At 42.8% G+C, this 26,515-nt stretch carries 21 protein-coding genes and 1 pseudogene; 2 read left to right on the top strand and 20 right to left on the bottom strand.

Annotation, left to right across the window (positions count from 1 at the left end):
* Positions 1-15 precede the first annotated feature (15 nt).
* The 6 genes from HMPREF2893_RS05020 to HMPREF2893_RS04995 all read right to left on the bottom strand — a co-directional run bounded on the left by HMPREF2893_RS05020 (position 16) and on the right by HMPREF2893_RS04995 (position 4,690).
* Positions 16-702, bottom strand: a complete 687-nt coding sequence (locus tag HMPREF2893_RS05020) for an amino acid ABC transporter permease (RefSeq protein WP_013904552.1) — start codon at positions 700-702, stop codon at positions 16-18.
* A 3-nt stretch (positions 703-705) separates the two neighbouring features.
* Positions 706-1,398 (bottom strand): amino acid ABC transporter permease, encoded by a 693-nt coding sequence (locus tag HMPREF2893_RS05015; protein ID WP_003004525.1) that lies wholly within the window; start codon positions 1,396-1,398, stop codon positions 706-708.
* A 66-nt stretch (positions 1,399-1,464) separates the two neighbouring features.
* Positions 1,465-2,343 carry a transporter substrate-binding domain-containing protein gene (locus HMPREF2893_RS05010; RefSeq protein ID WP_003004175.1) on the bottom strand — a complete coding sequence of 293 codons (879 nt, stop codon included), beginning with the start codon at positions 2,341-2,343 and terminating at the stop codon, positions 1,465-1,467.
* A gap of 27 nt (positions 2,344-2,370) precedes the next feature.
* On the bottom strand, positions 2,371-3,372 hold the full coding sequence (locus HMPREF2893_RS05005) for a uroporphyrinogen decarboxylase family protein (RefSeq protein WP_070674752.1): 1,002 nt from the start codon (positions 3,370-3,372) through the stop codon (positions 2,371-2,373).
* A 98-nt stretch (positions 3,373-3,470) separates the two neighbouring features.
* Positions 3,471-3,671 (bottom strand): hypothetical protein, encoded by a 201-nt coding sequence (locus HMPREF2893_RS05000; protein WP_070674749.1) that lies wholly within the window; start codon positions 3,669-3,671, stop codon positions 3,471-3,473.
* 17 nt (positions 3,672-3,688) lie between these two features.
* Positions 3,689-4,690 (bottom strand): uroporphyrinogen decarboxylase family protein, encoded by a 1,002-nt coding sequence (locus tag HMPREF2893_RS04995; RefSeq protein ID WP_049482361.1) that lies wholly within the window; start codon positions 4,688-4,690, stop codon positions 3,689-3,691.
* 435 nt (positions 4,691-5,125) lie between these two features.
* On the opposite strand from HMPREF2893_RS04995, the gene HMPREF2893_RS04990 reads away from it, so the two are divergent.
* Positions 5,126-5,983, top strand: a complete 858-nt coding sequence (locus HMPREF2893_RS04990) for a 5'-nucleotidase, lipoprotein e(P4) family (protein ID WP_070674746.1) — start codon at positions 5,126-5,128, stop codon at positions 5,981-5,983.
* A 57-nt stretch (positions 5,984-6,040) separates the two neighbouring features.
* On the opposite strand, the gene glmS is transcribed toward HMPREF2893_RS04990, so the two are convergent.
* The 12 genes from glmS to HMPREF2893_RS04930 form a co-directional block, all read right to left on the bottom strand.
* Positions 6,041-7,849 carry a glutamine--fructose-6-phosphate transaminase (isomerizing) gene (gene glmS, locus HMPREF2893_RS04985; RefSeq protein WP_070674743.1) on the bottom strand — a complete coding sequence of 603 codons (1,809 nt, stop codon included), beginning with the start codon at positions 7,847-7,849 and terminating at the stop codon, positions 6,041-6,043.
* Between the two features lie 347 nt (positions 7,850-8,196).
* Positions 8,197-9,582 (bottom strand): glycoside hydrolase family 1 protein, encoded by a 1,386-nt coding sequence (locus HMPREF2893_RS04980; protein WP_070674740.1) that lies wholly within the window; start codon positions 9,580-9,582, stop codon positions 8,197-8,199.
* 134 nt (positions 9,583-9,716) lie between these two features.
* Positions 9,717-10,412, bottom strand: a complete 696-nt coding sequence (locus tag HMPREF2893_RS04975; protein WP_070674737.1) for a gamma-glutamyl-gamma-aminobutyrate hydrolase family protein — start codon at positions 10,410-10,412, stop codon at positions 9,717-9,719.
* 177 nt (positions 10,413-10,589) lie between these two features.
* Positions 10,590-12,110, bottom strand: coding sequence for an ABC transporter permease/substrate-binding protein (locus HMPREF2893_RS04970; RefSeq protein WP_070674734.1), 1,521 nt, complete (start codon positions 12,108-12,110; stop codon positions 10,590-10,592).
* Entirely contained in the window at positions 12,103-12,831 is a 729-nt protein-coding gene (locus HMPREF2893_RS04965) for an ABC transporter ATP-binding protein (RefSeq protein WP_070674731.1), read from the bottom strand. Before HMPREF2893_RS04965 ends, HMPREF2893_RS04970 begins: the two co-directional genes overlap by 8 nt.
* Positions 12,824-13,678, bottom strand: coding sequence for an SDR family oxidoreductase (locus tag HMPREF2893_RS04960; RefSeq protein ID WP_070674728.1), 855 nt, complete (start codon positions 13,676-13,678; stop codon positions 12,824-12,826). The genes HMPREF2893_RS04965 and HMPREF2893_RS04960 overlap by 8 nt, the downstream gene beginning before the upstream one ends.
* Positions 13,679-13,696: 18 nt before the next feature.
* A complete protein-coding gene (locus HMPREF2893_RS04955; RefSeq protein WP_070674725.1) occupies positions 13,697-14,146 on the bottom strand; it encodes a MarR family winged helix-turn-helix transcriptional regulator in 450 nt (149 codons plus the stop codon).
* A gap of 306 nt (positions 14,147-14,452) precedes the next feature.
* Complete coding sequence (locus HMPREF2893_RS04950) at positions 14,453-14,866, bottom strand: YjdF family protein (protein ID WP_070674722.1); 414 nt, start codon at positions 14,864-14,866, stop codon at positions 14,453-14,455.
* Between the two features lie 141 nt (positions 14,867-15,007).
* Positions 15,008-16,240 carry an acyl-CoA thioesterase/BAAT N-terminal domain-containing protein gene (locus HMPREF2893_RS11080; RefSeq protein WP_070674719.1) on the bottom strand — a complete coding sequence of 411 codons (1,233 nt, stop codon included), beginning with the start codon at positions 16,238-16,240 and terminating at the stop codon, positions 15,008-15,010.
* Between the two features lie 56 nt (positions 16,241-16,296).
* Positions 16,297-16,752 carry a MarR family winged helix-turn-helix transcriptional regulator gene (locus HMPREF2893_RS04940; protein ID WP_070674717.1) on the bottom strand — a complete coding sequence of 152 codons (456 nt, stop codon included), beginning with the start codon at positions 16,750-16,752 and terminating at the stop codon, positions 16,297-16,299.
* A gap of 96 nt (positions 16,753-16,848) precedes the next feature.
* Positions 16,849-19,350: a leucine--tRNA ligase gene (gene leuS / locus HMPREF2893_RS04935; RefSeq protein ID WP_070674714.1), complete on the bottom strand. Its 2,502-nt coding sequence runs from the start codon at positions 19,348-19,350 to the stop codon at positions 16,849-16,851.
* Positions 19,351-19,473: 123 nt separating this feature from the next.
* Positions 19,474-21,453, bottom strand: coding sequence for a peptide ABC transporter substrate-binding protein (locus tag HMPREF2893_RS04930; protein WP_070674711.1), 1,980 nt, complete (start codon positions 21,451-21,453; stop codon positions 19,474-19,476).
* A 165-nt stretch (positions 21,454-21,618) separates the two neighbouring features.
* Between HMPREF2893_RS04930 and HMPREF2893_RS04925 the strand changes: the two genes are divergently transcribed.
* On the top strand, positions 21,619-22,941 hold the full coding sequence (locus HMPREF2893_RS04925) for a DUF1958 domain-containing protein (protein WP_070674708.1): 1,323 nt from the start codon (positions 21,619-21,621) through the stop codon (positions 22,939-22,941).
* Between the two features lie 58 nt (positions 22,942-22,999).
* Here the strand turns inward: HMPREF2893_RS04925 and HMPREF2893_RS04920 are convergent, their stop codons facing one another.
* The gene (locus HMPREF2893_RS04920; protein WP_070674705.1) at positions 23,000-24,091 is read right to left on the bottom strand and encodes a glycerol dehydrogenase; all 1,092 of its coding nucleotides are present in this window, start codon (positions 24,089-24,091) and stop codon (positions 23,000-23,002) included.
* A gap of 404 nt (positions 24,092-24,495) precedes the next feature.
* A pseudogene (locus tag HMPREF2893_RS04915) lies at positions 24,496-26,391 on the bottom strand (M13 family metallopeptidase).
* Between the last annotated feature and the right edge of the window lie 124 nt (positions 26,392-26,515).

Here is a 26,515-nt window from a genome sequence, read left to right as displayed (position 1 = left end):
TCATTTCTCCTTCTTCTATGCGAGTGTCAGGCGTTTTTCTAAGCGATTGAATCCCCATTGAATCACCCCACAAATGACAATATAAAGAATAAAAATCACTAGATAGGATTCAAAATATTGATAGCCATAAGAGGCTTCGACCTTGGCAATGGCGGTGATATCCTTGATGGTCATGACAAAGACAAGGGAGGTTCCTTTGACCAAGTTGATAACCAAGTTACACAAATTGGGAAGGGCTGAACGCAAGGCTTGTGGAAAAACAATGCGGATGTAGGCTTGGCGATTAGTCAAACCAATGGCTTGCGCTGCTTCTAGCTGGCCCTTATCCACAGTCAGAATGGCTGACCGTAGAATTTCAGCAAGACTCCCCGTTGTCATCAAGCTAAAGATGATAAAGGCATAGTAAATGGGATTGATCTCAAAGACATTAAAGTGACTACCAATACTCTTAAAAAAGCTATTTAAGAGACTGGGAAAGAGACTATAAAAGAAGAGAATCAAGAGAATCGGAGGTGTCGCGCGGATAAAAGCTAAGTAAATCACTGAGAAACTGCGAACACCTTTGACCTTATAAATCTGACCGAGTGCCAAAAAGAGGGCTGGAAAGAAACTCAAAAGAATTGATACGACCATGATCAGAAGGGTCACTGGAACACCACCCAAGGTGGCTAGAAATGCTTTACTAATAAAATTGAAATCCATAAGCTACCTTTCTGTTACACTGAGTCGTTTCTCAAGGAGTTGAGCGGAGAAGGAGATCACAAGGGCAATTCCCCAGTAGATCACTGCGACAGCTGTATATGTTTCGAGGGAATAATTCCCAAGATTGCGGCTGATCAAGTTGTTGCCTGCTCCCATGATATCGATAAAGCCAATGGTATAAGCCAAAGCGGCATCGCGCATGAGGTTCAAGATGGCAGTTGTCATATTTGGAAGAGCCACGCGAAAGGCTTGAGGAAGGACAATCCGCCAAATGGTTTGAGCCGGCGTCAAGCCAATACTCAAGCCCGCTTCCATCTGACCTTTTGGAATGGCCAAATAGGCTGCCTTGAAGACCTCAGAGATCATCGCAGCAAAGAGAAGAAACATGGCAACAAGGACAAAGACAAACTTGGACCAGTGGTCAATGTCAATGCCCAACCACCAGTTCAAAAATTGGGGCAGTCCATAAAAGACCAAAAAGAGCAAGACAATCGGAGGGGTACAACGCAAGGTAAAGACATAACCTTTTGCCAGACCTGCTCCTACCTTATCTTCTGATACTTGTGCCCAGGTCAAAACCAAGCCAAATGCAGAACCGAGAACCGTCGTTAAAACCATCAAAGCTAGGGTCGCTGGTAGAGCTTGGACCAAGGTTGGAAGAAATGACCAAACCTTGGAAATGTCGTATGAGACCATGTTTCTTTTCCTTTCTGTATCCGTATAGAAATAAGGAAGCTGGGGCTATGCGCACCCAGTTCCATCTTATTTCTCTTTATCTACATAACTGAAGACATCTTCACCGAAATATTTTTTCGACAATTTAGCAAGTGTCCCATCTTTTTCCAATTCTTTGATAGCCTTGCTGTATGCTTCCGCAAATTTTTCGTTTTTCTTATCCTTATGGATCAATGGGTAAGTTGGAATTCCTTTGTAGGCAAACCAGCTAAGTTTGTCCGCATATTGGTGGTAAGAACCATCTTTATCTGTGACAGCTTTTTCAAAGGAAAGTTTGATGTCAAAGAAGGCATCGTAACGTCCTTCAAGAACCCAAGCATAAGCATCTGCGACTTTGAAAGATTCCGCAGCTGTTAATTCGATTTGTTGGTCCTTATGCTTTTCATTGTATTCTTTAATAACATTCCATTGTGCATTTTGTGGTGAAATTGGAACCAATTTTCCTTTTTCTTTAGCGAAGTCATCGATGTTCTTGTATTTATTCGCATCTTCTTTCCGGACGGTAAATCCGATGATACTTGCACCGATTGGTTCTTTTGGAATGATAAATTTCTTGGCACGTTCTTCGGTATACCAAGCTCCTTTGGTTCCGATATCGTATTTACCAGATTCTAGACCGATCAAGAGATCGTCATCACTTGTTCCAGTGTACTCAAACTTGTAGTCTGGTAGTTTTTCGTCAATGGCTTTGAGAACGGCTACTTCATAGCCATCTGATTCTCCTTTTTCATCAACGAAATCATACGGTACATAGTTTTGAGTGTGGGCTACTTTCAAGGTTGTTACCTTGTTAGATCCTGTTGAGCCTTTGCTGTCGTTTGCATGGTTCAAGCTCCGTCCAAGAATGGTTGCACCTGCAATGGCAAGAACTGCCACCCCACCGATAATCCATGTTTTTTTACTCATACTTTGTTCTCCCTTTTTCTATTTTCCTTATTCTGCTGTAGCTTCACGAACCCATTCGATTCGTTCTTCATCAATGTCACTTGGAATCGTACAATCGGCACCAATGACCAAGCCTGTGGTTCCTGTTTCTGCGATGATGCGTTTGGTTTCTGCTTGGATCGCAACCTTGTCTCCTGTGTAGAGAAGACCATTTTTGCCATTTTCAAAACCACCAAGAACCGTGCGTCCACCGAAGATTTCGCGTCCTTCTGCTAGGCTGATGCCTTCTGGTCCGACTGCCCAGTTAATGACTTGGGCTGGGTAGTCTGTGAAGAGATGGATATCATTGCGGGCTCCTTCGTAGCCACAGATATGAAGAATATTTACGCCACCGGCTTCATTGGCTGCCTCTAAGACATGGAGTTCACTCGGTGCAATAATGTTTTTATAAACTTCTTGTGTAACTCGCGCATCTTGGATACTTTGAACACTGAGGTAGATCCCGTCTGCTCCTGCTTCTTTAATAATTCGTTGGCTCAAACTTGCAATGTCTTGGCCAATTGTATCCAATACTTTTTTAAGAGTTGCTGCATCTTGATCGATGAAGTTTGCGATCAAGTCATCTCCTCCTGAAACTTCTCCGACCAACCATTTGAAGTAGGTCACCGGAGCAAAGATATTGTAGATAGCCACAATGTCTTCTTCAAAACCGGCACGGATTTTTTTAACCAGCTCTACTTGCTCTGTGATCCATGGATGATCTGCTCCGAGTGGTTCAATCCCTGCTAAGTCAGAGATATTTTCAAGGCCTTTGTGAATGGCTGGGTTTGGATAAGCAAAGTAACCATCACTCATGAGTTTGACAAAGTCTGGTTTGACCTTGTGAAGGAAGTTTTTATGGCCATTGAGGTTTTTTTCAATAATTTCCGGATTAGAAAATCCTTTCAACCATTCTTCTTCTGTTGTAAAATGATGCCAAAATCCAACTGGCACACGGTCAACTGCTTCTCCTTTGAAAGCTTTTAACACTAATTCTCTTTTTGATGACATGTTCTTACCTCGTTCTATCTTTTCTTGTTTGTTATCTTATCACTTCAATGATGCTTTGACTAATATATATTTTTTATCAAGCTCTTCATCTTTTTTTATCACTGATCTTCGAGAAGAAGAATTCCTGCTAGATCAGACGGGCGAAGGAGGGAGAGACTATGGGCTGGAATTTTCTCCAGTCTTGCCATATCTGGATCTTTCTTTGCTTTCCCCTGACTACTTGCAAGAGCGACTTTACTAAGCCCTAAAAGCAAAAACAAAACGGTTACCAGGATGCACCATCCACTGATCTTTTTCATCTCCCTCTCCTTTCTTCTTACAATACAGCTGCTTGACGCACCCAATCTAAGCGTTCCAATTGGAAATCATCTGGTACGGTACAGTCTGCTCCAAGGATCAAACCACGACTTCCGGCTTCAGCCACCAAGCGACGCGTTTCTTGCTCAATAGCTTCTCGTTCCCCTTGATAGAGCAAGCCTTTTTTGCCATTGACAAAGCCACCCAAAACGGCACGATCGCCGAAAAGTTTACGACCTGCGGCTAGGCTAAGGCCTTCATGATGGGTCGCCCAGTTAATGACTTGAGCTGGATAATCCTTGAAGAGCTCCACTTCATTGCTGGCCCCTTCAAAACCACAGATATGAAGGATATTGATGCCTCCAGCTTCATTGGCTGCTTCTAGGACAGCGATGCTGCTAGGCTCAATGAACTTGCGGTATTCTTCATCTGTCACACGCTCATCTTGGATCTGCTGGGTTGAAAAGTAAATACCTTCAATACCTGCTTCTTGGATCAAGCGACGACTTAAAGTAGCGATGTCTCCTGCAATCACGTCAAGGACATGAGCTAAAGTTTCTGGATCTTCCTTGATAAAGTCTGCAATCACTTGGTCTCCACGAGATTGATCCGTACGGAACCAGCGTTTCAAATAAGAAATGGGCGAGAAGATATTGTAGAAAGAAGCAATCTCTTCATGGAAATGAGAACAAATTTCCTTGACCACCTCGATTTGTTTTTCAATCCATGGATGATGCTCTCCAATCGGTTGAATATCCTTCAATTCTCGGATCGATCTGATCTCTCTCGAATAAAGAGCACTCGGATAGCGGAAGAAGCCATCACTCATGATCTTGACAAAATCAGGTGAAATTTCTTCTACATAGTGTTGGTGGCCCTTAATACTTTTTGCTACTACAGCCGGATTGTCTAGACCCAATTCTTTTTCTTCTTGGGTCACATAATGGAGCCAAAATCCTACAGGGATTCGTTCTACTGTTTCGCCTCGAATGGCACGAAGAACCAATTCTTTTTTACTCATACTGTGAATCCTCCTCAATATTTCTCCAATAGAAAGGCTAACTGCTTTCCTTCTGGAATTTGTAACCATGATATCACCTCGAAAAGTAGCTGACTAATATATTTTCCCTATCAAGGCCTTAAAATTTCTTTATTAAAAAAGGTATCAAAAAAACGCAAGTCCTTGAAAATAGGGACTTGCGAGTATCTTTCTCGATTGTTTCATTTTAGAAGAAAAGGGATGCTTTGATGTTTTCTTGATCCGGTTATAGCATAAAACTATACCCATTCTTTTAAAGGAAAAAATAGCATATATTGATGCGAAGAAACCTTTCATAGCAGCATTTTTCCTTCTTTTTTCTTTTCACCGATTTCTAGACACCTTCTCCTCTTTCTTGTCATGCAAGATTGAAAAGAGTATAATTTTTTTAGAATAATTTTAAGGAGTGTACGGTTTATGAAAACAACAAAAACCACCTTTACCATCGTTTCTGCTCTTGCTTCTGTCATTTTACTGACAAGTTGTGGAAGCAACACCACTAAAACGCAAGAGACAAAAGCAAGCAGCACTAAAAATCAGGTAACGATGACCTATGATCAACAGCGCTCACAAGAAAATACCATGTCTGTTCTCTGGTACCAAAAGGCAGCAGAAACCAAGGCTTTGTATTTACAAGGCTACAATGTCGCTACTGACCGTTTGAAAGAGATCCTCCAAACTCCTTCTGATAAGCCTTACTCAATCGTCTTGGATTTGGACGAAACTGTTTTAGACAACAGCCCTTACCAAGTTCAAAACGTCAAAGATGGTACGGCCTTCAATCCTAAAGATTGGGATGTTTGGGTGAAAAAAGCAGCCGCAAAAGCGGTGCCAGGTGCCAAAGATTTCCTTCAATTCGCGGATCAAAACGGGGTTCAAATCTACTACATTTCTGACCGTACAACCTCTCAAGTAGATGATACCATCAAGAACCTTGAAAAAGAAGGCATTCCTGTTCAAGGACGTGACCACCTCATGTTCTTAGAAGATGGTGTCAAATCAAAAGAAGGCCGTCGCCAAGCTGTACAAGAAAAGACCAATCTTGTCTTGCTATTCGGGGACAACCTGGTCGACTTTGCAGATTTTTCTAAGACCTCTGAAGCTGATCGCGACAAGAAATTGGACGAATTGCAAAAAGAATTTGGTGAAAAATTCATCATCTTCCCAAATCCAATGTATGGATCATGGGAATCTGCTGTTTACCAAGGTAAAAAACTAGATGCCAAGGGACAAACAGAAGAACGCCTCAAAGCCTTGCAAGGTTTTGACAAATAAAGCAAACATCCTCGCTAGGAAAAACCTAACGAGGATGTTTTTTCTATATAAACAAATTTATTCAACGGTTACAGACTTAGCAAGGTTCCGTGGTTTATCAACATCGAGCCCACGATGAAGGGTTGCAAAGTAGGCAATCAATTGGGTTGGTACCACCATTGAGATTGGAGAGAGGTAAGGGTGAACTGCTGTCAAGACCAAATCATCTGTCTCTTTAGCGACATTTTCTTCTGCAATGGTTAAAACATGAGCCCCACGTGCTGCCACTTCTTGGATGTTTCCACGTGTGTGGCTGGCTAGGACTGGATCAGACAAGAGGGCAATGACCGGTGTACCGTCTTCGATCAGAGAGATGGTACCGTGTTTCAACTCACCCGCAGCGAAGCCTTCACATTGGATGTAAGAAATTTCTTTTAGTTTCAGACTGGCTTCCATGGCAACATAGTAATCTTGTCCACGTCCGATATAGAAAGCATTGCGGGTTGTTTCCAACAAGCCACGGACTTTTTCGTCGATCACTTCTTTTTCTGAAAGGGTTGATTCGATCGATTGGGCAACGATAGACAATTCGTGCACCAAATCAAAGGCTTTGGCCTTCTCATTGCCATTGGCTTCCCCAACAGCTTTAGCCAGAAAGGCAAGAGCCGCGATTTGAGCCGTATAAGCCTTAGTAGAAGCTACCGCAATTTCAGGACCAGCATGGAGCAACATGGTCATGTCTGCTTCACGTGAAAGAGTTGAACCTGGAACATTGGTCACTGTCAAGCTTGGAATACCCATTTCATTGGCTTTGACCAATACTTGGCGGCTATCGGCTGTTTCACCAGATTGGCTGATAAAGATGAAGAGTGGTTTCTTGCTGAGAAGCGGCATACCATACCCCCACTCAGATGAAATACCGAGTTCTACTGGGGTATCCGTCAACTCTTCCAACATTTTTTTAGAAGCAAATCCAGCATGGTAAGAGGTACCAGCCGCAAGGATATAGATCCGGTCTGCTTCTTGAACAGCCTTGATAATAGCTGGGTCTACCACTACTTGACCAGATTCATCTGTATAGGCTTGGATCAACTTACGCATGACAGTTGGTTGCTCATCGATTTCTTTAAGCATGTAGTATGGGTAAGTCCCTTTTCCAATATCAGAAAGGTCGAGTTCAGCCGTGTAGCTATCCCGTTCTTTGACGTTTCCATCATAGTCTTGCACTTCAACGCTGTCAGCCTTGACAATGACCAACTCTTGGTCATGGATTTCCATGTATTGGTTGGTTTCGCGAATCATGGCCATGGCATCAGAGCAGACCATATTGTAGCCATCGCCAAGACCGATCAAGAGTGGTGATTTATTTTTTGCGACATAGATGGTGCTTGGATCTTCCGCATCCATCAAAGCAAAAGCATAGGCCCCACGGATGATGTGGAGGGCTTTTTTGAAGGCTTCAAGCGTAGATAAGCCATCTTCTTCAGCAAATTTTCCGATCAAGTGGGCTGCGATTTCTGTATCTGTTTGCCCCTTGAAATGGTGACCTGCTAGGTATTCTTCCTTGATTTCAAGGTAGTTTTCAATGACCCCATTGTGGACTAATACAAAGCGACCTGTTTCAGAGCGGTGTGGGTGAGCATTGTCCTCAGTTGGTTTTCCGTGAGTGGCCCAGCGGGTATGTCCGATCCCAGCTGTTCCTTCGACACCTTCTGCCTTAGTTGACAATTCTGCAATGCGGCCAACTGCCTTTACCAATTGGCTCTTGCCTTCACTAGCCAGAAAAACACCCGCAGAGTCATAGCCTCGGTATTCGAGTTTTTCAAGTCCTTGAATCAAAATATCAGTAGCATTTGTATTTCCTACAACACCAACGATTCCGCACATAGTCTTTACGATATAGCCTTGCTATACTTTCCCCTTTACTTAGTCAAACGACCCATGGTCGATTTCTCAGTTACTTTAAAATTGGTCTAGTCTAATTTACCTAAAAAGCAACCAGCAGAGTCAGTATACAATGCTTCTTCCAGTTTGTCAACTAGGAAATTCAAGAAAATTGGTCTAGTTAAGTCAGAGTTAAGATTGAAGTAAAAATCATCTTAAAAACTTTCTGCCGTGAAAAAAGTGCCTGAAACTGAATATTTTAGGCATTTTTCTCACTGTTGAATAACTCTAACGAATAAAATTTTTTATTTTTATAGAAGTTGATTGATTCTTATAAAAGAGCAGTTTGTCTACTTCTCAAATCCATTGGCTTGGCTTAGTTCTTTAAACCAATGACCGGATTTTTTGAGGGTTCGTTTTTGACTTTCGAGGTCCAACTCAACTAAACCATAGCGGTTCTTGTAACCATTGAGCCATGACCAGCAGTCAATAAAGGTCCAGATCAAATAGCCTTTACAGTTGGCACCATCTTGAATAGCCCGGTGGAGCTCACGAAGATGGTCTTTGACAAAGTCAATCCGGTAGTCGTCTTGGATCACTCCGTCCTTGCGGAATTTTTCCTCTCCTTCAACCCCCATTCCATTTTCTGTCAGGATCCACTCGATATTGCCATAGTTTTCCTTGATATTTTGGGCAATGTCATACAAACCTTGCTCATAGATTTCCCAACCACGGTGGGGATTGATCTTGCGGCCTGGCATAACATAAGGTTCATAAAATTGTTCAAAGAGTAGGGGAGATGCTGGATTTGGAGCATAACGAGGAGCCGCCACACGGAGTGGTTGGTAATAGTTAACTCCTAGGTAATCCACCGTATTTTCCTCGATCAAGCGCAATTCAAAGGGATCATAATCCGGTAAGAGATCACGCTCTCGTAGGATCTCCACTAATTCTTCAGGATAATGACCAAGAACAGATGGATCTAAGAAGGATTTGGCTTGAAAGAGCTCGGCAATGCGCGCGGCTTTCACATCTTCTGGATGCTGGCTCCGAGGATAGGCTGGTGTCAAATTGAGCACAATTCCGATACGGAAATTAGGATCCACCTCGTGACAGGCCTTCACTGCTAGAGAGCTTGCTAACTGGGTGTGGTAGGCTACTTTTACTGCTGCTGCTGCATCTACCTTATGAGGAAAATGGGCATCATAAAAATAACCAAACTCCACAGGGACAATGGGTTCATTAAAGGTGATCCACTGATCGACCAGATCTCCATAGGTCTTGAAACAAAAACGCGTATATTCTTGGTAAGCATAGGCGGTTTCTTTATTTTCCCAACCATCCCCTTGCTCTTGAAGAGCCATCGGTAAATCAAAATGATAGAGGTTGACCAAGAGGTGAATCCCTTTTTCCTTTATCTTTTCAAAGACACGACGGTAGAAATCAGCGCCTGCTTGATTGATCTCCCCTCGTCCTTCTGGGAAAATACGGGACCACTGGATAGAGGTCCGAAAGGCGGTGTGCCCAGTTTCTAACAATAGGTCCAGATCTTCTTCCCAGTGTTCATAAAAAGTCGATGTTTTCTCTGGTCCTTGCCCTTGATAAAAGCGGTTGGGCTCGATCCTATACCAGTAATCCCAGAGATTGTCTCCTTTTCCATCCTGGGCGAAACGCCCTTCTGTTTGAGGGCCCGAGGTCGAACTCCCCCATAAAAAATCCTTTGGAAATTGATACATGTCCTAATCCTCCTCATTCTACTAGCTCTATTGTAGCGAATCCTCCTCCAAAACCTAGGCACAATTTACAGTCTTTCTTACGCAGATTAAAGAAAAAGCCCCTTAGGAAAAATTCCTAAGGAAGCTGGTCCTCATTATAAGTCATTCACGACATATTCAAAGAGCTTACGATCTGCTGGGCTCTTGTCAAAACGTAGTTCTGGATGCCACTGAACGCCGAGGAAACGACTCTCATCTGTGGATTGAACGGCTTCTATGATGTCATCTTTAGGATCCCGCGCGATCACTTCTAAGCCATCTGCCAAGTCTTTAATACTTTGATGATGGAAAGAATTGATGCGACTGGTCTTACCATAGATCTCTTGTAAAACCGTCTGATCCTTAGTCACCAGCTCTTGACTGGTGTACTGACCTGGATTGTCCTGCCAATGATCCTCAATATCTTGATGCAACGTTCCACCCAATGCAACATTGTAGAGTTGGGTCCCACGACAGACTGTAAAGATAGCTTTTTTAGCCGCACGCGCTTCCTCAATCAAGGCCAACTCAAAAAGATCACGTTTTAAGAGGTAGTCATCGCTATCAATGGTGATTTCTTCTCCATAAAACTTGGGCAAGACATTTTGACCACCAGTAATGATGAGCTTATCAATCAGCGACATGTAGTGTTTGGCCATATCCGCATCTCCAATTGGCAAGATCAAGGGAATTCCTCCCGCCTCTTTGACCGCTTCGACAAAACCAGTCGCCGCATAACTCATGTTCGCGTCTGGATCATCTGGGAAGGGTCTTTCATTTCCTGTAATTCCAATCACTGGTCTTATTTTCATACTTGTTTCCATATACTTTCATTCGTTTTCAAGGCTTATTGTAACACAATTTTAAGCTAGACTCAATGGAGAGTTTTTTAAGAGAAGGTCTCCCCCTCTATAACAAAAGCTTGCTGAAAGGGTTAAAATTGCTTTCTATTAAAAAATCCTCAAGTGCGAAGACTTGAGAATTATTTGTTAATTTTTAATAACCCTTTCTTTTACCAAAAAGTCACGTGCCACTTGATTAGCTGACTTGCCTTCTACTCCGACTTGGTAGTTCATCTGGCTCATTTGCTCTGCTGTGATTTTACCAGCTAACTTGTTTAGAATGCCTTCCAATTCTGGATGTTTCTTAAGAAGAGCTTCTTTCATGAGGGGCGCCCCTTGATAAGGTGGGAAGAGTTGCTTATCATCTTCAAGGACCACCAGGTCATAGCGAGCCAGCTCGGCATCCGTTGAGTAAGCATCTGTGATCTGGATGTCACCGGACTGGATCGCCTGGTAGCGAAGGGCTGGCTCCATGGTGGAGACTTGTAGATGGAGTCCGTAAACCTTCTGCAAGCCCTTGTTCCCGTCCTCTCGGTCATTAAACTCCAAGGTAAAGCCTGCCTTGAGTTGTCCTTCCACCTTTTTCAAATCTGAAATGGTCTTGAGGCCATACTCTTGGGCAATTTTCTTAGGCACCGCGACAGCATAGGTATTCTGATAAGCCATGGGTTTGAGCAAGGCCAGGTCGTCTTGTTTCTTGATCCCATCTCGAGCCGCTCGATAGACTGCTTCTGGATCATGGCCGACTTGCGGCGCCGGCTTGAGGAGACTTTCGGTCACGGTCCCTGTAAACTCTGGATAGATAGCAATATCCCCTTTTTTCAGAGCTTCAAAGAGGAAGGTGGTTTTTCCAAAATTTGGTTTAACAGTCACTGTCATGTCCGTGTTTTCTTCGATCAAAATCTTGTACATATTGGCTAGAATTTCCGGTTCAGGACCCAACTTCCCAGCAATGACCAGGTTTTCTTTTTCCGGTTTGGGAAGAAGACTTGGTGTATAGCTAGCTCCCAATCCGATAACCATTACCGCAAAAGCCGCAAAGATGGTCCGCAATTTGGCCTTTTCCATCCATTTGAGAAGAAGGTTAAAGGCGATGGCCAAGAAGGCAGAAGACAGGGCACCGATTAAAATCAGACTGGCATTATTGCGGTCAATCCCTAGAAGGATAAAGGAACCGAGTCCCCCTGCTCCAATCAAGGCAGCTAGGGTAGCCGTCCCGATAATCATCACAGCTGCTGTCCGAATCCCAGACATGATGACGGGCATGGCCAAGGGAATCTCAAACTTCTTGAGTCGCTCCCACTTGGTCATCCCAAAGGCGATTCCCGCTTCTTCAAGACTTGGGTCAATCCCCTGCAAACCGGTGATGGTATTTTGGAGGATGGGGAAAATGGCATAGATGACGAGAGCTGTCAAGGCCGGAAGTGTTCCAATTCCCATGATGGGAATGAAGAGCCCCAAAAGGGCCATGGAAGGAATGGTCTGGAAGATCCCAGCCACCTGTAAAACCCAGTTGCTGGCTCTCTTGCGTGTACTTAAATAAATAGCCAGAGGGACAGCCAGAAAAATCGCAAGGAGTAAGGTCAGTAATGACAGTTGCAAATGTTGCCCCAGTGCAGTGAGCCAGTCTCCAAAACGTTCTTGAAAGGTTGCAAGTAGTTTAGACATGGTGAGCACCTCCAAATAAATCTGCCACAAAGTCGTTAGCTGGCTGGGCTAGAATGGTCTCAGAATCTGCCACCTGCACAATTTCTCCTTCTTGTAGCACCGCAATCCGATCGCCTAATTTCAAGGCCTCGTCTGTGTCATGGGTCACAAAAATAGTGGTCATACCGAATTCTTTGTGCAATTCTTTGGTAAGAGCCTGCAACTGCTTGCGAGAGATGGCATCCAAGGCTGAAAAAGGTTCGTCCATGAGTAAGATTCTCGGCTCTGCAATGATAGCCCGCACAATCCCAATCCGTTGTTGCTCCCCACCAGACAGCTCATGGGGTTTGCGATCAGCGTAATCAGAAGCTGGAAGGCCTACTTTTTCTAAAAGTTCGACTGTTTTGGAAGCCACTCGCTCCTTGCCCCAGCCCTTCATCTCAGGAATGAGAGCGATATTTTCCGCAACTGTCAAATTAGGAAATAGAGCAATGGCTTGAAGCACATAACCAGTAGAAAGACGTAATTCGCGTTCATCATAGTCCTTGATGCGTTTTCCATCCATATAGATATTGCCATCAGTTGGCTCCAAAAGACGGTTAATCATCTTGATCATGGTGGTTTTTCCAGATCCTGAAGGGCCTACGAGGACCATAAATTCTCCAGCTTCAATACGGAGATTGACATCTTTTAAAATGTCCTTATCCGTGTAGCGCAAGGCTACATTTTTATATTCAATCATATTCTTCCTCAATAAGTTTTCTGTCTCTAAGAGTATCCAATAGGCTACTTGCCGGATGTCCTAGAATTTTTTCGATATCTGTTGAAACCCCAGCTTGTTCCCCAGCTTTAATCGCTGTATAGGTGCTGACCCAGGCATCGTACTCCCAAGTTTGTGCTGGCCATTTTTTCCGTGACTCATAAGCTTCTTCTACTGTTTCATCCACATACGCGATGGTGTCACCGGTCTCTTTTGAGAGAAGCGCTACGATTTCTTCCATGGAAAGATCCTCTGGCCCTGTCAGATTCAAGGTTTGATTTTCCCACTCCTTAGGATTTAAAAGAATTTCTGCTGCAACCCTAGATGTGTCCTTACGGGCAACAGCTGACACAAGACCACTGCCTGCAGGACCACGAATCTCTCCATTTTCAAGCGCCATATCAATCAGGAAGTCCAAGTAAAAATTATCTCTCAAAAAAGTGTAGGTGAACCCTAACTCCTTGATATAGGCTTCCGTCTGGGCATGATCTCGAGACAAGGTGAAAGTTGCCTTCTCATCTGCCCCATAAAAGGAGGTATAGACGATATGCTCTACTCCTGCTAGCTTTGCAGCATCTAAAAAGTCCTTGTGTTCCTTGACACGCTCTGGATTTTCCCGAGCAGAAACCATCAACAAGATATCAATACCCTTTAAGGCCTCAACCACCTCTGGTGTATTGGCATACACTATTTTACGAATTTCCGCTGACGCATTGATCTTTGCACGCTCTGGGCTTCGTGCTAGATGGACTGAAGCGATTCCCTTCTTATAGGCAAGATTAGCCACATAAGAACCTAATTTCCCTGTTACCCCTGTAATACCAATCATAACTGTTACTTCCTTTCCTTAGATGTCATTCTCTTTAGCTTTTAGATTTGAGATAATGCGCTCTTGATACTCCTCAAATTCTCGGATTTCTTGATCCGAAAATCCTTGATAGAAAATCTCACCCAGTTCCTTACTAACACGATCCCCAATTTCCTTTTGTGCCCAACCGAGGTCTGTCAAAGAAATATATTTTTTCCTTTTATCCTGCGTACAAGGTTGAATCGTAACCAAGCCTTGTTCTTCCAATTTCTTAACCATGCTGGTCAATGTATTATTGGCTAGACCCGTCGCAAGAGCGATATCGGTCGCAGTAGCGCACCCCAACTCTTGCTTCCACAAAATCGTTAAAATTTTCCCCTGTTCACTTCGGTATTGGGCATCTGGTTCCTTGCTCAAGAGTTTTTGAAAAAGTCGCCCGTTCAACAAGCGTATCTGTAAAGCTTGGTAGCCCCCTTGCATCTTGTCCATTTTGTCTCCTTTTTATTTCTATACCGAAATATCACAGTCATTGTATCACCGTTCGTTACATCTGTCAACTATTTCGATATCGAAATAAAAAATCTAAGAATATGTCCACAGAATCCTTGAGGAACTTCAAAATACCAGATTTTTTAATCCTTTTACACCATCTTCCTTGGAAGAAAAGCAACATTTATACTCCTTTTTGAACGACACTGAGTTTTACATTTCTTCACTATCATGCAGAATGAAATTTGTTAAAAAGCCTCGGTAGGGTTCTTCCTACCGAAGCTTTTTTGATGAAAGAGATAAGGGTTAATGTCCTTTATGCTTGTCTCTTCGTTTTTGCTGTTTGCGTTCAAATTTCTCTTGTTTGAGCAATTGCTTTTGGACACTAGATTGATGTTTTGAAATCTTTTTCCTTTCCTCATACTGCAACTGCAATAGTTCTTTCGACTTGGAAGAAACTTTTTGTTTTACTTGTTTCCTCACCATTCGCTGTAATCGTTTAGGATTCTTGATTTTTACATGTTGCTTAACTGTAGTTTCTGGACTAAAAGATAATTGAGTAAACTGAGTCTGTAAAATCTCTAGAATTTCATCATCTTTTGGCTCCTTACCAAATGTCACACGACAAACTTGATAAGTTTCTCGATACACTTGTTCGAACAAACCATGCCAAAATCCATCTTCAAAATAAACTGTCAATCCAATTGAAATTGTTTCCACGACAGCACCTCCTTAAATCTATCCCTAAGAATGGACAACCAAGGAGGAAGGTTACTGATAGGCTTGCCTACGTCTGGACTACCAACCAGAACTGTGTTTTTATCTTAGTTGGAACTATTATAGCATATTTATAATCTATTTTTATTTCTTCTTCAAATGCCTATCAAAAAAATGAATCGTAGCTAGCCAAAAATCCTTACTCTCTCTCATCAATAAACGCCAATCTTTTCGATAACGGTGATTTGGTTGATAAGCCACTGTCAACATGTGACCTGTTTCATGATATTTTTTAAATGTAATGTGGCGTCCTTTATAATCTGAGACAATATCATCAATTGCTGACGAGGCATCCCATATTTCATCAACAGTACTTCCGAGCAATAAGATTGGTGAATGCATTTGACCGATATCTATCTTAGCAGAACGATCTTTAGGGAAGCTTTTTCTAAAAAGTTTGCTGAACAGATAATCTCCAAGTCGAAACTTTTGATAGGGAAGTTCTTTTTTCAAATTTGTCCAAGAAGAAGTGTGAGAGTTCCATTTCCCTTTTATCCCTTCATATACCACATCAGAGGGTGAATTTAGTACCAAACATTGAACGTCATTAAAAAGGCTCTCCTCAGCTAAAACTAATTCTGCTCCCTTAGACCGTCCATAGATTCCAATTCTTTCACTATCTACTTGAGGATGCTGACGTAGATAATCCTTTGCTTCCACAAGGCACTCTAAAGGAATACGTTCCAAATATTTTGGCAACCCCTCTAAACCAAAGTAGGCAACTGCTAGGCAAATATAACCTCTAGAAGATAGAAGCTGAGCTATATTCTGTGCCTTTTCAATCCTTCCTTCACTGCCGCTCACAATAATCAATGCTGGTGTTTTTATTGCCTTTTGATCATAAAAAAGTCTCCCTTGAAAATGTTCCCCGTAAATATCTTGATGACTAATTTGCGAACTCATGTAATGTCTTGTGAAAGTTCTCTCTGCAATGACAGTATTTCCTTGCATAATTTTGATATCCACAAAAAAATGATCTAATATGGGAATTTCAGAAAGAGAGTTTGGAAGTTTCTTTCTCTGATTGGTCAAGGGCTTGGCATTAAAAAATAGTCCCATTGTTGAAATGCCTTCATAAGAGCCAGAACAAGATGGAGTTTGTGAAATATCAATAATACCATTCTTATCTGATACAAAAGTCCCTGTTGATCTCCATAAAACATCATGAGTTAAAAGCATGGGAGCATTGATACAATAATAATCAGATAGAAACATTTCGACTCGATATGTTTCTCTTGGTTTTAAGCCATCGATGACAATATTAAAAGATGCGTCTGCTAAATCATACTCTGAGATCAGTTCAATTTGTATATTCATATCTTCCTCTTTTTGTTAATACAATTAACAATATAGTCATAAAATTACCGTGATTTTTACCACGGTAATTCTTGCCAAACCTGTTCAACATCATCCATCAATTTCATAATCATTTGAAGATCCTCCTCATTATAGTTTTTTAAAACTGAAAAAATGGCTGTCTCAATATGTTCTTGCTGCTCTTTATGAATGTTAAAAACTTCAACCCCTTTTTTGGATAATATCAGATATTTATTTTTTTCATTATCCGGTGCAAATTCAAAAGCAACGAGGTCTTTCTTGGTTAAACGTCTAACACTCTGAGTAATGGCACTCCTAGACACTTCAAGTAACTCAGATAATTTCACTAGATTCACAGGCTGATTGCGGCCTATCAGGTCGATCAAATGGACTTCATTAATAGTGATTGATTTATCAATACTGTTCCTATGCTGAGCTTTTTTCAACTGTTCAAAAGCTAAAGCAAAGCTGTTAAAACGATTATTAAACTTATGCAGTTCTTTCTTATTCATGGTTTCCTTCTTTTTGTTAACCATATTAACAAAATACCAATTTCTTGTCAAGAAGAGTCAAAAATCCTCCAGAGCTGAACTCTGAAGGATTCATTTTTATTTCACAACAATATTTACAAGCTTGTTCGGTACCGCAATTACTTTCACGATTTCTTTGCCATCAATCTCTGCCTTGACTTTGTCGTCAGCTAGAGCGACTTCTTGCAATTCTTCGCGTGACAGGTCTTTTGCGACCATGAGTTTAGCACGGACTTTTCCTTTGATTTGAACGACGATTTCGATTTCGTCTTCAATCAATTTGCTTTCGTCCCATGTTGGCCAAGCTACGTAAGAGATTGACTCACCGGTTGCTGCGACTGTTTGCCAGAGTTCTTCTGCTAAGTGAGGCGCAAATGGGGCAATCAATTGGATAAAGCCTTTGGCGTAGTCTACATAAAGTTTGTCTTCCTTGTTGGCAGCATTGACAAAGACCATGAGTTGGGCAATAGCTGTGTTGAACTTCATAGACTCGATTTGCTCTGTAACAGCTTTAACAGTTTCGTTGTAAACCTTGTCTAGAGCGCCATTGTTTTCCGCAACGATTTCTTTACTTGTAATCAAACGGTAAACACGGTCGAGGAATTTACGGCTTCCTTCCAATCCTTCTTCAGACCAAGCGATCGAAGCGTCAAGTGGTCCCATGAACATTTCATAGACACGAAGGGTATCGGCACCGTATTGTTCCACCACATCGTCTGGGTTGACCACATTCTTGAGGGATTTAGACATCTTAGCTGGTGCTTGCTCCAACTCTTCTCCTGTTTCCACATGGAAGAAGGAACCATCACGTTTTTCAACCTTGTCAGTCGCTACAAGAGCTCCACGGTGGTCACGGTAGCTAGTTCCCAAGATCATTCCTTGGTTAAAGAGTTTTTGGAATGGCTCTTTAGTCGGTACAACACCAAGGTCATAGAGGAATTTATGCCAGAAACGAGCGTAAAGCAAGTGAAGAACAGCGTGTTCTGCACCACCTACGTAGATATCGACTGGCAACCATTGTTTGAGGAGGTCCTCGTCAGCCAATTTCTCAGTGTTGTGTGGATCGATATAGCGGAGGTAGTACCAGCTTGAACCAGCCCATTGTGGCATCGTATTCGTCTCACGACGACCTTTGACACCATCTTCGCGGGTGACTTCCAGCCAGTCTGTCAAGTTAGCCAATGGGCTTTCACCAGTACCTGAAGGGCGAATGTCCTTGGTTACTGGCAAGACAAGTGGGAGTTCACTTTCTGGAACAGCTGTTGAAGTTCCATCTTCCCAATGAATGATTGGGATTGGTTCACCCCAGTAACGTTGACGGCTAAAGAGCCAGTCGCGGAGACGGTAGGTAACCTTTTCTTGACCAAAGCCTTTTTCTTCTAGCCAAGACACGATTTTAGCAATCGCTTCTTCTTTGTTAAGTCCATCTAGGAAGTCAGAGTTGACGTGAAGTCCATCTTCAGTATAGGCAGCTTCTTCAACATTGCCACCTTCCAGCACTTCTACGATTGGAAGACCAAACTGGTTAGCAAATTCCCAGTCACGCTCATCGTGGGCAGGTACGGCCATAACGGCACCTGTTCCATAACTAGAAAGAACATAGTCGGCAATCCAGATTGGGATTTCTTTACCATTGACAGGGTTGATGGCATAAGCACCAGTCCAAACCCCTGTTTTTTCCTTGGCAAGGTCAGTACGAGCTAAGTCTGATTTAAGGCTAGCTTGGTGTTTGTAGTCCGCTACAACTTCAGCTTGTTCAGGTGTCGTGATGTCATCTACTAGTTCATGTTCAGGCGCCAAAACAGTGAAGGTCGCACCGAAAAGAGTATCTGGACGAGTCGTAAAGACTGTGAATTCCTTGTCAGTCCCTTTTACTTTGAAGGTGACATTGGCACCAGTTGATTTACCAATCCAGTTGCGTTGCATGTCCTTGATAGACTCTGGCCAGTCAAGGTCATCCAAGTCAGCCAGCAAGCGCTCTGCATAGGCAGTAATTTTGAGCATCCATTGGCGCATTGGTTTGCGGACAACTGGATAGCCCCCACGCTCAGATGTTCCATCTGGAAGAACTTCTTCGTTGGCAATAGCTGTACCCAATTCTTCAACCCAGTTGACTGGCACTTCCGCTTCATAAGCTAAGCCTTTTTCGTAAAGCTTAGTGAAAATCCATTGAGTCCACTTGTAGTAGTTCGGATCTGTCGTATTGACTTCACGGTCCCAGTCGTAAGAGAAGCCAAGCGCATTGATTTGACGTTTGAAGTTGGCAATGTTTTCTGCTGTGAATTCCGCTGGGTCATTCCCTGTATCCATCGCATATTGCTCTGCAGGCAAACCAAAAGCATCCCAGCCCATTGGGTGAAGGACGTTGTAGCCTTGGGCGCGTTTGAAACGGCTAAGGATATCTGTTGCTGTGTAGCCTTCTGGGTGTCCTACGTGAAGACCCGCTCCAGATGGATAAGGGAACATGTCCAATGCATAAAACTTAGGTTTTGAAGCATCTGTTCCTGTCTTAAAGGTGTGATGGTCAGCCCAGTATTTTTGCCACTTAGGCTCGATTTCTTTATGATTGTAAAAACTCATAGCGTCTCTCCAATTTTCGTGATGCTCCTATTATACCATTTTTAGGCGATTTTTAAAGGTTCAGACAAAGAAAAAGACAGGTCCCATACGGGACCTGTCTCTCCTGTTTTCTTCAAGAAAAGTCTATTTCACATGCTTTTCAAGTTCTTCTTGCGCTTTTTTATTGGATTTTTCTTTTTCTTTCTTCCATTGATCACGCGCTTTGTCGTAGTCTTTAGCCGATACGACCTTGTCTTGAACTTCTAAATACTTATAGTTGAAGGATTGACCCTTGTGGCCTGTCCAAGCAAAGGCTGCAGAGTATGGCACAGTCTTACGAACGACTGGAGAAGCTCCATCTGAATGGATCGGAATCAAGAGGGCACTATCGGTCAACCAAGCTTGAGCGGCAGCGTATTTTTCGTAACGCTTGTTCACATCTGTGGTTTCTTTTTGAGCGTCTTCAATTAATTGATTGTACTCATCAAAGCCAGCTGCTTTTGCCGCCGCATTATCCGTACCAGCATCGAATCCAAAGTAAGAATTGGCATTTTCACCAGATTTACCACTGGTGATGTCGATGTAAGAAGATGGGTCCGTATAGTCTGGTCCCCAGCCCAAGTTATTGTTTAGATCCCAGTCTTGTTGGGAAGCATTTTCAGCAAAGTAAGTCACTCGTTGAAGATCATCCTCAGAAACCATATTCAGATCGATGACAATATTTTCTGCTCCCAATGTAGATTCAATCGACTGTTTGAAGGATTGGGCTTGTTTGATTCCTTCCGTATAAGTCGAAGAAGTTGGAAGGTCTAAATGAATTGGGAATTCAACTCCTTGAGCCTGCAAGTCTGCCTTAGCTTTGGCAAACTCTTCTTTGGCCTTGCTTGGATTGTAGAGGGTGTCTTTTCCATCTGCGACAGAGACCCCTTTCCATTCATCCCCATAAGCTTCTAAGTCTTTTTCTACTGCATCACCAAATTGTTTGCCATCGATTTGGACAAAGTTTGGTGGCGTAAAGGTATTACGGATCACCTTATTGGCACCCGCTTCCCCGTTAGTTTGCGCTACATAAGCCTTGCGGTTGAAGGCAAACATAATAGCTTGACGGAAGTCCTTGTTCAAGATTGCTTTCTTGGTAGAGGCCTTTTGAGCATCCGTGGTCTTCTTTGTGATTTCATAGGCCTGACGGTCAATGTTGAAGGAAAGGTTATAGGTTGAGGAACCTTGGTCAGTATAGACGATGTCGTCCTTATGCTTCTTCTCTACACTCTTATAGTTGGAACCATTTGGGAAAACACGGGCAACTGTATAGTCACCGTTATCAAATCCACGGATCAGAGACTCGGAGTCTTGACCATCATAATAGGTCAGTTTGACTTTACTGATCTTGACATTTTCCGCATCCCAGTAGGTTGGATTTTTTTCTAATATCGCAGAAGATTTCGAAGTAATGGATTTGATCAAATAAGGACCGCAGTAAAGGATACTAGACGGAGAAGTTCCTTGACCATAGTCATCCCCTTTAGATTTCAGGAATTCTTCATTGACTGGCATCAGGATCCCCATCGTAGTCTTGGAATTCCAGAAGCTTTCTGGCTGGCTCAAGGTATATTGAACCGTGTAATCGTCAATCGCTTTCACACCAACGGTTGAGAAATCAGATGTTTTCCCTGAAACATAGTCATCCAAGCCTTTGACAGATTTTTGGACCAAGTAAATCGCTTGTGATTTCTTATCTGCTGCGTGCTTGAGACCTGTCACAAAGTCTTGGGCCTTAACCTCTCCTCCATATTCTTCCCCTTCAGCAGTCATCCATTTGACCCCTTTGCGGAGTTTATAAGTATAAGTCAAGCCGTCCTTGGAAACAGTCCAGTCTTTAGCAAGTGATGGGATTAAGTTCCCATACTTGTCTACTTCCAATAAGCCATCTACCGCATTTCCTGTAAACTCGGAAGTCGATTTTTTATTGGAAATCGAATAGTCGAGTGTATCTGGATCCTGGGTATAGACATAGCTAAACGTCTGTCCGCCGGAACTTCCAGATTTTCCTCCTGAGCAGGCTGCCAGTACACCAGCTGATAAAAGCAGAGCGCTGGTAGCTAAGAGTACCTTCCCTTTGTTCATATAAATCACCTCATTGTAAAAAATGTTATACTCAATTTAAATTATAGCACTTTCTAGGGAAATGTAAACGCTTTTACTGCGAAATTATTCTATTTTTTCTTTATTTTTTCAATTTCTACTTTTTCTAGAATTTTTTCAAGTTGAATCTCTGGCCTGTATGATATAATGGAATCTATGAATTATGGGAGACATTTACACAAACGACTAAAACACAGCCTCTTGTCCCTCCTTGTAGGAGTCTTGACATTAGGCCCTATTTCCACTGCCTTTGCGGACGACATCTACCAGCAAGAAGATGTCATGAAAATCGCAGCTGATGCTGGACTGGTATTGGACGATTTTTACAAGCCTAAGGCTGACATCGTCATCGACGCCAATACTGGAGCTATATTGTACGGAGACAATATCGACACGGTCCGGGACTCAGGAAGCATGGCCAAGCTCATGAGTGCCTATGTGGTCTTTCGGGCCCTCAAGGAAGGCAAGATCAAGTACGATACCGTGGTCACAGCAACAGAGGCAGACCAAGCCATCTCGGAAAACAATCTTTTAAGTAACTCACCTATTGTAGCTGGTGTTGACTACAAAGTATCTGAATTGATCAAGATGCTCTTTGTTCCATCTTCCAGTGCGGCCGTGATTATGCTCGCCAACGCCGTCACTGACAATGATCCCGATAAGTTTTTGGACTTAATGAATCAGTACGCACAAGAAATGGGGATGAGCCATACCAAATGGCACAATCCAAATGGGGCAATGATTTCAGTCCTTCAGGGCTACTACAATCCTCAGCGCTACGATGTCAATGCGAATAACGAAATCACAGCGCGGGACATGTCTATTCTGGCTTATCACATCGTAAACGACCTGCCAGAAATGTTGGAATACACCAAGCAAGCTCACACTACGATCATGGAAGGAACACCCTACGAGCAAAGCTACGATAACTACAATACTTCCCTCGAAGGTGGAAAATTCGCCCTTAAAGGAACAGATGGACTCAAAACTGGATCCAGCCCGACTGCTGACTACAACTACACCGCGACAACCAAGCGGGGTAAACAGCGGATTATCGAAGTCATTTTGGGGGTTGGAAACTACGATGTCGAGATCGCCGAAAGTTACCGCAATCAAATCGGGAATACCTTGGCTGAGAAAATGTTCGCAGACTACCAGTATAAAAAAATCCTTTCTGCAGGCGATCATACCATCGACGGGAAGACAATTCACTTGAAGCAAGACTTCTATGCGACTGTTAAGAAGGGGACGAAGCCAGCGCTAAAACTCGAAAATAACCGCCTAGTCGTCCAAAACGGCTTGCAACAGGTATCTCCAAGCATTAAACCGGGCGTGGCCGTAAGTGAGTCTAAAACGACGACCTCTAGCAGTAAAAGCAAGGGACTAGATGTTATGTGGCTCTTCTGCTTCTTGCCTGCCGGAATTTTATACCTGATCTTTAAACAAACCGATCCAAAAAGAAGAAAATAGAAAAAGAACTCCCATTACCATAAGGTATGGGAGTTCTTGGTTTGTCGACAAAGTCATCTTAGGCCAAACCTTGAACGTAGGCATCTACTGCTACGATGGCTTGGGCAATATCAGAAGCCTTCACTTCAAATGGCATTTGATGGATGGTTTCTCCTTCGATGGTGGCCTGTTGGCCAACCTTGAGAAGATCTTCATAACTTGCAGTTTCAAGATGCATTTCTTTCAGAGTAGTTGGCATACCGATTTGTTGATAGAAACGAATGTATTTATTCAATTCTTCCTTCGGACGGTTTTCCAAGAACAATTGAACGAGCGTTCCGTAGGCTACTTTTTCACCGTGAGTTAAATGGTGGATGTCCCCAGTAAGGGCTGTAAAGCCATTATGGATGGCATGGGCAGCAGCTAATCCCCCACTTTCAAATCCAATACCACTGAGAAGGGTATTAGCTTCAATAATGTTTTCAAGAGCAGGGGTTACAACTTTGGCTTCACAAGCAGCCATGGCTTGAAGACCGTCTGCAAATAAGGTTTCTTCACAACGTTGTGCAATGGCGACACCCGCTAAGGTTTGTCGTTGACCCAACATGGTTTTTCCATTCGCTTGCATCACCGCACGCGCTTCGACCCAAGTTGCTAGACCATCTGCGATACCAGAAGCGAGCAAGCGTTTTGGTGCTTGAGAGATCACTTTACTATCCACCAAGACTAATTCTGGGTTTTTAGAGTAGAAAATATAGCGCTCAAAGGCACCCTCATCTGTATAGATAACAGATAAGGCGGAAACAGGAGCATCTGTAGAGGCAATGGTAGGGGCAATCACAACTGGTGATTTTAAAAGATCAGCAATAGCTTTAGCACTATCAATGGTCTTTCCTCCACCAAGTCCAATGACCAAATCACAGCCATTTTCTTCTGCCAAACTAACCACACGATTGATTTCGTTATCAGAAGCTTCTCCATTAAAGAAGACTGGCAAAACCGTAAGCCCATTTTGACCAAGGTATTCTTCAAAACGTTTCCCTACGATATCATAAACCACTGAATCACATAGTAAAACAGGGTGAGTCCCTAATTCTGAAATAGATTGCGCATTTTCAAACAAGGCATTTTCCCCTTGAATGTAACGTGACGGACTTGCAAAATTTCTCATAGTCTGCTCCTTTAAAATTTATTTAGTTCACACCCATAGTAGCATTTATTTCTATGAAATTCAAAGAATTATACAAGGCTCCAATCAATTAAATTTATCTGTTCACGCAGTCATTGGAAGCGTTTCATTTTCATTTGATGAATCTTATTATCAAAAATCCCCAAAGCTAGTTTCAGTAGATTGAAACTTGGCTTTTGGGATTTTTATTTTTTTACAAGCATTGAGAAAATCAATCAATGGCTTAACTGAAGTCGAGACTACTTCCTTTGATCAACAAAACTAGTATCGCGAAATTGAACTCGCCCTAAAAGCGTCGAGAAAAAGAGAGATTGCCTGGTGGGCATGGCCCACATGGTCAATCTCCTATTTTCTTCTCGCTTTTTTTACGGGCTTAGTATCTTGATTTACCAAATGATCACACGATCTTCTGGTGCGCGCCACATGCCGTCGCCTTCTTTGACATCAAAGGTTTCAAAGAATTCGTCAAAGTTTGGTAATTGGACATTGGTGCGAAGTTTTCCTGGTGCATGGACATCGACACTTGCGAGGAGTTGCATGTACTCTGTCCGAGCTTTCATGCGCCAGATGCGAGCAAAGTTGGTGAAGAATTCTTCTGCTGAGAAATCTTCCTCTTTCTTAGCGGCTTCAAGGGCTGCAGCGATACCACCGAGGTCTGCTACGTTTTCAGAAACGGTCAATTTCCCGTTGATCTTGGCACCGTAAGAGTCTTGTCCTTCAAACTGATCGATGACTTTTTGAGTCCGAGCGGTAAAGGCTTCGTAATCTTCTGGCTTCCACCAGTCTTTCAAGCTACCGTGCTCATCAAAGGAAGCACCATTGGTGTCAAAGGCGTGGGAGATTTCATGGGCAATGACTGCACCGATTCCGCCGTAGTTGGCTGATGATGATTGGTGAAGGTCATAGAAAGGTGCTTGTAAAATCGCTGCTGGGAAGACGATTTGGTTCTGTTGCGGATCATAGTAGGCATTGACCAGATGGGCTGGCATGTGCCATTCGCTTCGATCAACCGGTTGGTTCCACTTGCTCCAAGTATGGGCAATGGAAATTTCGTAAAGGGCTTGAGCATTTTCAACCAAGGTCTTGCTTTCGTCGATGATCTTTTTGGCGTATGTTTCTGGTAATTTTTCAGGGTAGCCGATATGTGGTGTGATGACATTGAGTTTGACAATGGCTTTTTCACGAGTTTCAGGAGCGAGCCAGTCTGCTTTTTCTAAGCGCTCCTTATAGACGTCAATCATGGTCGCTACTTTATGCTCTACGTCTGCTTTTGCTTCTGGTGAGAATTTTTCTCCCGCATACCAGAGTCCAAGTGCTTGGCTATAAGGTCCTTCTGCCAAGGCCAGAGCGGCTTTTTCTTTTGGACGAGGTTCTGGAATCCCCGTGATGATCCGTCCATATTCACCAGACAAGACACGGATTTCTTCCGTCAAGAAAGACGTCCAATCTAAAGCTGCACCAAGTTTCAATTTGGCATGAATGGTTTCCCAGTTGGCTGCCGAGTAGTATTTTGGTGCGAATTCCTTCCAGAAACGCTCTTCTGGCACGATGATTTTATCTGGTGTTTGTCCGATCACTTCAGTAAAGAAGGCATCGAGTGGCAATTCTGGGACCAAGGCCTTGAAATCTGCCCACTCATAAGGATGATAGAGTTTGTTGTACTCTGATCTTTCTTCATTTGACAAAACATATTTGGCCAATTCTGCATCCGCCGCAATGACCTTATCCAGGATATCCTTGATTTCTTCCTCTGAGAATTCAAATTTAGGTAAGAGTTTTTCCATCATTTGGCGCCAGATAGCCAGTAATTCTGGGCCTTTTTCGTTACCTTCTTCATAGTAGGTCGTATCTGGCAAGATGAGAGCAAGAGACTCTCACCACAAGACATTCATTTGGGCATTCATAAAGTCTGGTGACACGCTAAATGGCATGAGATTCGGTTTGCCAGCTAGTTCATAGGTGCCTAACTTGCTGGTATAGTCTTCAAAAGAAGACAGAGCCTTGATTTCATTGATCAAAGGCATGACTGGTGCCACACCAGCTGCTTCTCGCGCATCAAAATCTGCCACCATTTTATGGTATTTGACAAAGTTTTGCAGAATGCTGTCTTCAGGCAGCTCATCTCCCCGTTGCCATTTTCCAGTGATATCCAACATCAAGTTTTCGATATCTTGGATCAAGTCCATAAAACCACCAGTTGACGGTTTGTCATCAGGAATCACAGCTGTCTCAGCCCATTCCCCATTGACGTAATCATAAAAATCATCTTGTAAACGTACCATGATCTTCTCGCTTTCATTCTTTTCTAATAACCTTATCAAAAATAGGAACTTTTTTCAATGATTACAAGTAAGTTAATCTAAATCATTTTAAAAATTAACTTGACTTAATTTTTTTATTTATGTA

It is taken from the genome of Streptococcus sp. HMSC072C09 (genome assembly GCF_001813105.1).
In the GTDB taxonomy this organism is placed as follows: domain Bacteria; phylum Bacillota; class Bacilli; order Lactobacillales; family Streptococcaceae; genus Streptococcus.
This window is presented reverse-complemented; position numbering and strand designations above follow the sequence as displayed.

What these genes read in the sequence shown, in the direction of transcription:
- HMPREF2893_RS05020 (WP_013904552.1), bottom strand. Translation starts at nt 702, where the DNA reads ATGGATTTCAATTTTATTAGTAAAGCATTTCTAGCCACCTTGGGTGGT.
- HMPREF2893_RS05015 (WP_003004525.1), bottom strand. Translation starts at nt 1,398, where the DNA reads ATGGTCTCATACGACATTTCCAAGGTTTGGTCATTTCTTCCAACCTTG.
- HMPREF2893_RS05010 (WP_003004175.1), bottom strand. Translation starts at nt 2,343, where the DNA reads ATGAGTAAAAAAACATGGATTATCGGTGGGGTGGCAGTTCTTGCCATT.
- HMPREF2893_RS05005 (WP_070674752.1), bottom strand. Translation starts at nt 3,372, where the DNA reads ATGTCATCAAAAAGAGAATTAGTGTTAAAAGCTTTCAAAGGAGAAGCA.
- HMPREF2893_RS05000 (WP_070674749.1), bottom strand. Translation starts at nt 3,671, where the DNA reads ATGAAAAAGATCAGTGGATGGTGCATCCTGGTAACCGTTTTGTTTTTG.
- HMPREF2893_RS04995 (WP_049482361.1), bottom strand. Translation starts at nt 4,690, where the DNA reads ATGAGTAAAAAAGAATTGGTTCTTCGTGCCATTCGAGGCGAAACAGTA.
- HMPREF2893_RS04990 (WP_070674746.1), top strand. Translation starts at nt 5,126, where the DNA reads ATGAAAACAACAAAAACCACCTTTACCATCGTTTCTGCTCTTGCTTCT.
- glmS (WP_070674743.1), bottom strand. Translation starts at nt 7,849, where the DNA reads ATGTGCGGAATCGTTGGTGTTGTAGGAAATACAAATGCTACTGATATT.
- HMPREF2893_RS04980 (WP_070674740.1), bottom strand. Translation starts at nt 9,582, where the DNA reads ATGTATCAATTTCCAAAGGATTTTTTATGGGGGAGTTCGACCTCGGGC.
- HMPREF2893_RS04975 (WP_070674737.1), bottom strand. Translation starts at nt 10,412, where the DNA reads ATGAAAATAAGACCAGTGATTGGAATTACAGGAAATGAAAGACCCTTC.
- HMPREF2893_RS04970 (WP_070674734.1), bottom strand. Translation starts at nt 12,110, where the DNA reads ATGTCTAAACTACTTGCAACCTTTCAAGAACGTTTTGGAGACTGGCTC.
- HMPREF2893_RS04965 (WP_070674731.1), bottom strand. Translation starts at nt 12,831, where the DNA reads ATGATTGAATATAAAAATGTAGCCTTGCGCTACACGGATAAGGACATT.
- HMPREF2893_RS04960 (WP_070674728.1), bottom strand. Translation starts at nt 13,678, where the DNA reads ATGATTGGTATTACAGGGGTAACAGGGAAATTAGGTTCTTATGTGGCT.
- HMPREF2893_RS04955 (WP_070674725.1), bottom strand. Translation starts at nt 14,146, where the DNA reads ATGGACAAGATGCAAGGGGGCTACCAAGCTTTACAGATACGCTTGTTG.
- HMPREF2893_RS11080 (WP_070674719.1), bottom strand. Translation starts at nt 16,240, where the DNA reads ATGAATATACAAATTGAACTGATCTCAGAGTATGATTTAGCAGACGCA.
- HMPREF2893_RS04940 (WP_070674717.1), bottom strand. Translation starts at nt 16,752, where the DNA reads ATGAATAAGAAAGAACTGCATAAGTTTAATAATCGTTTTAACAGCTTT.
- leuS (WP_070674714.1), bottom strand. Translation starts at nt 19,350, where the DNA reads ATGAGTTTTTACAATCATAAAGAAATCGAGCCTAAGTGGCAAAAATAC.
- HMPREF2893_RS04930 (WP_070674711.1), bottom strand. Translation starts at nt 21,453, where the DNA reads ATGAACAAAGGGAAGGTACTCTTAGCTACCAGCGCTCTGCTTTTATCA.
- HMPREF2893_RS04925 (WP_070674708.1), top strand. Translation starts at nt 21,619, where the DNA reads ATGGAATCTATGAATTATGGGAGACATTTACACAAACGACTAAAACAC.
- HMPREF2893_RS04920 (WP_070674705.1), bottom strand. Translation starts at nt 24,091, where the DNA reads ATGAGAAATTTTGCAAGTCCGTCACGTTACATTCAAGGGGAAAATGCC.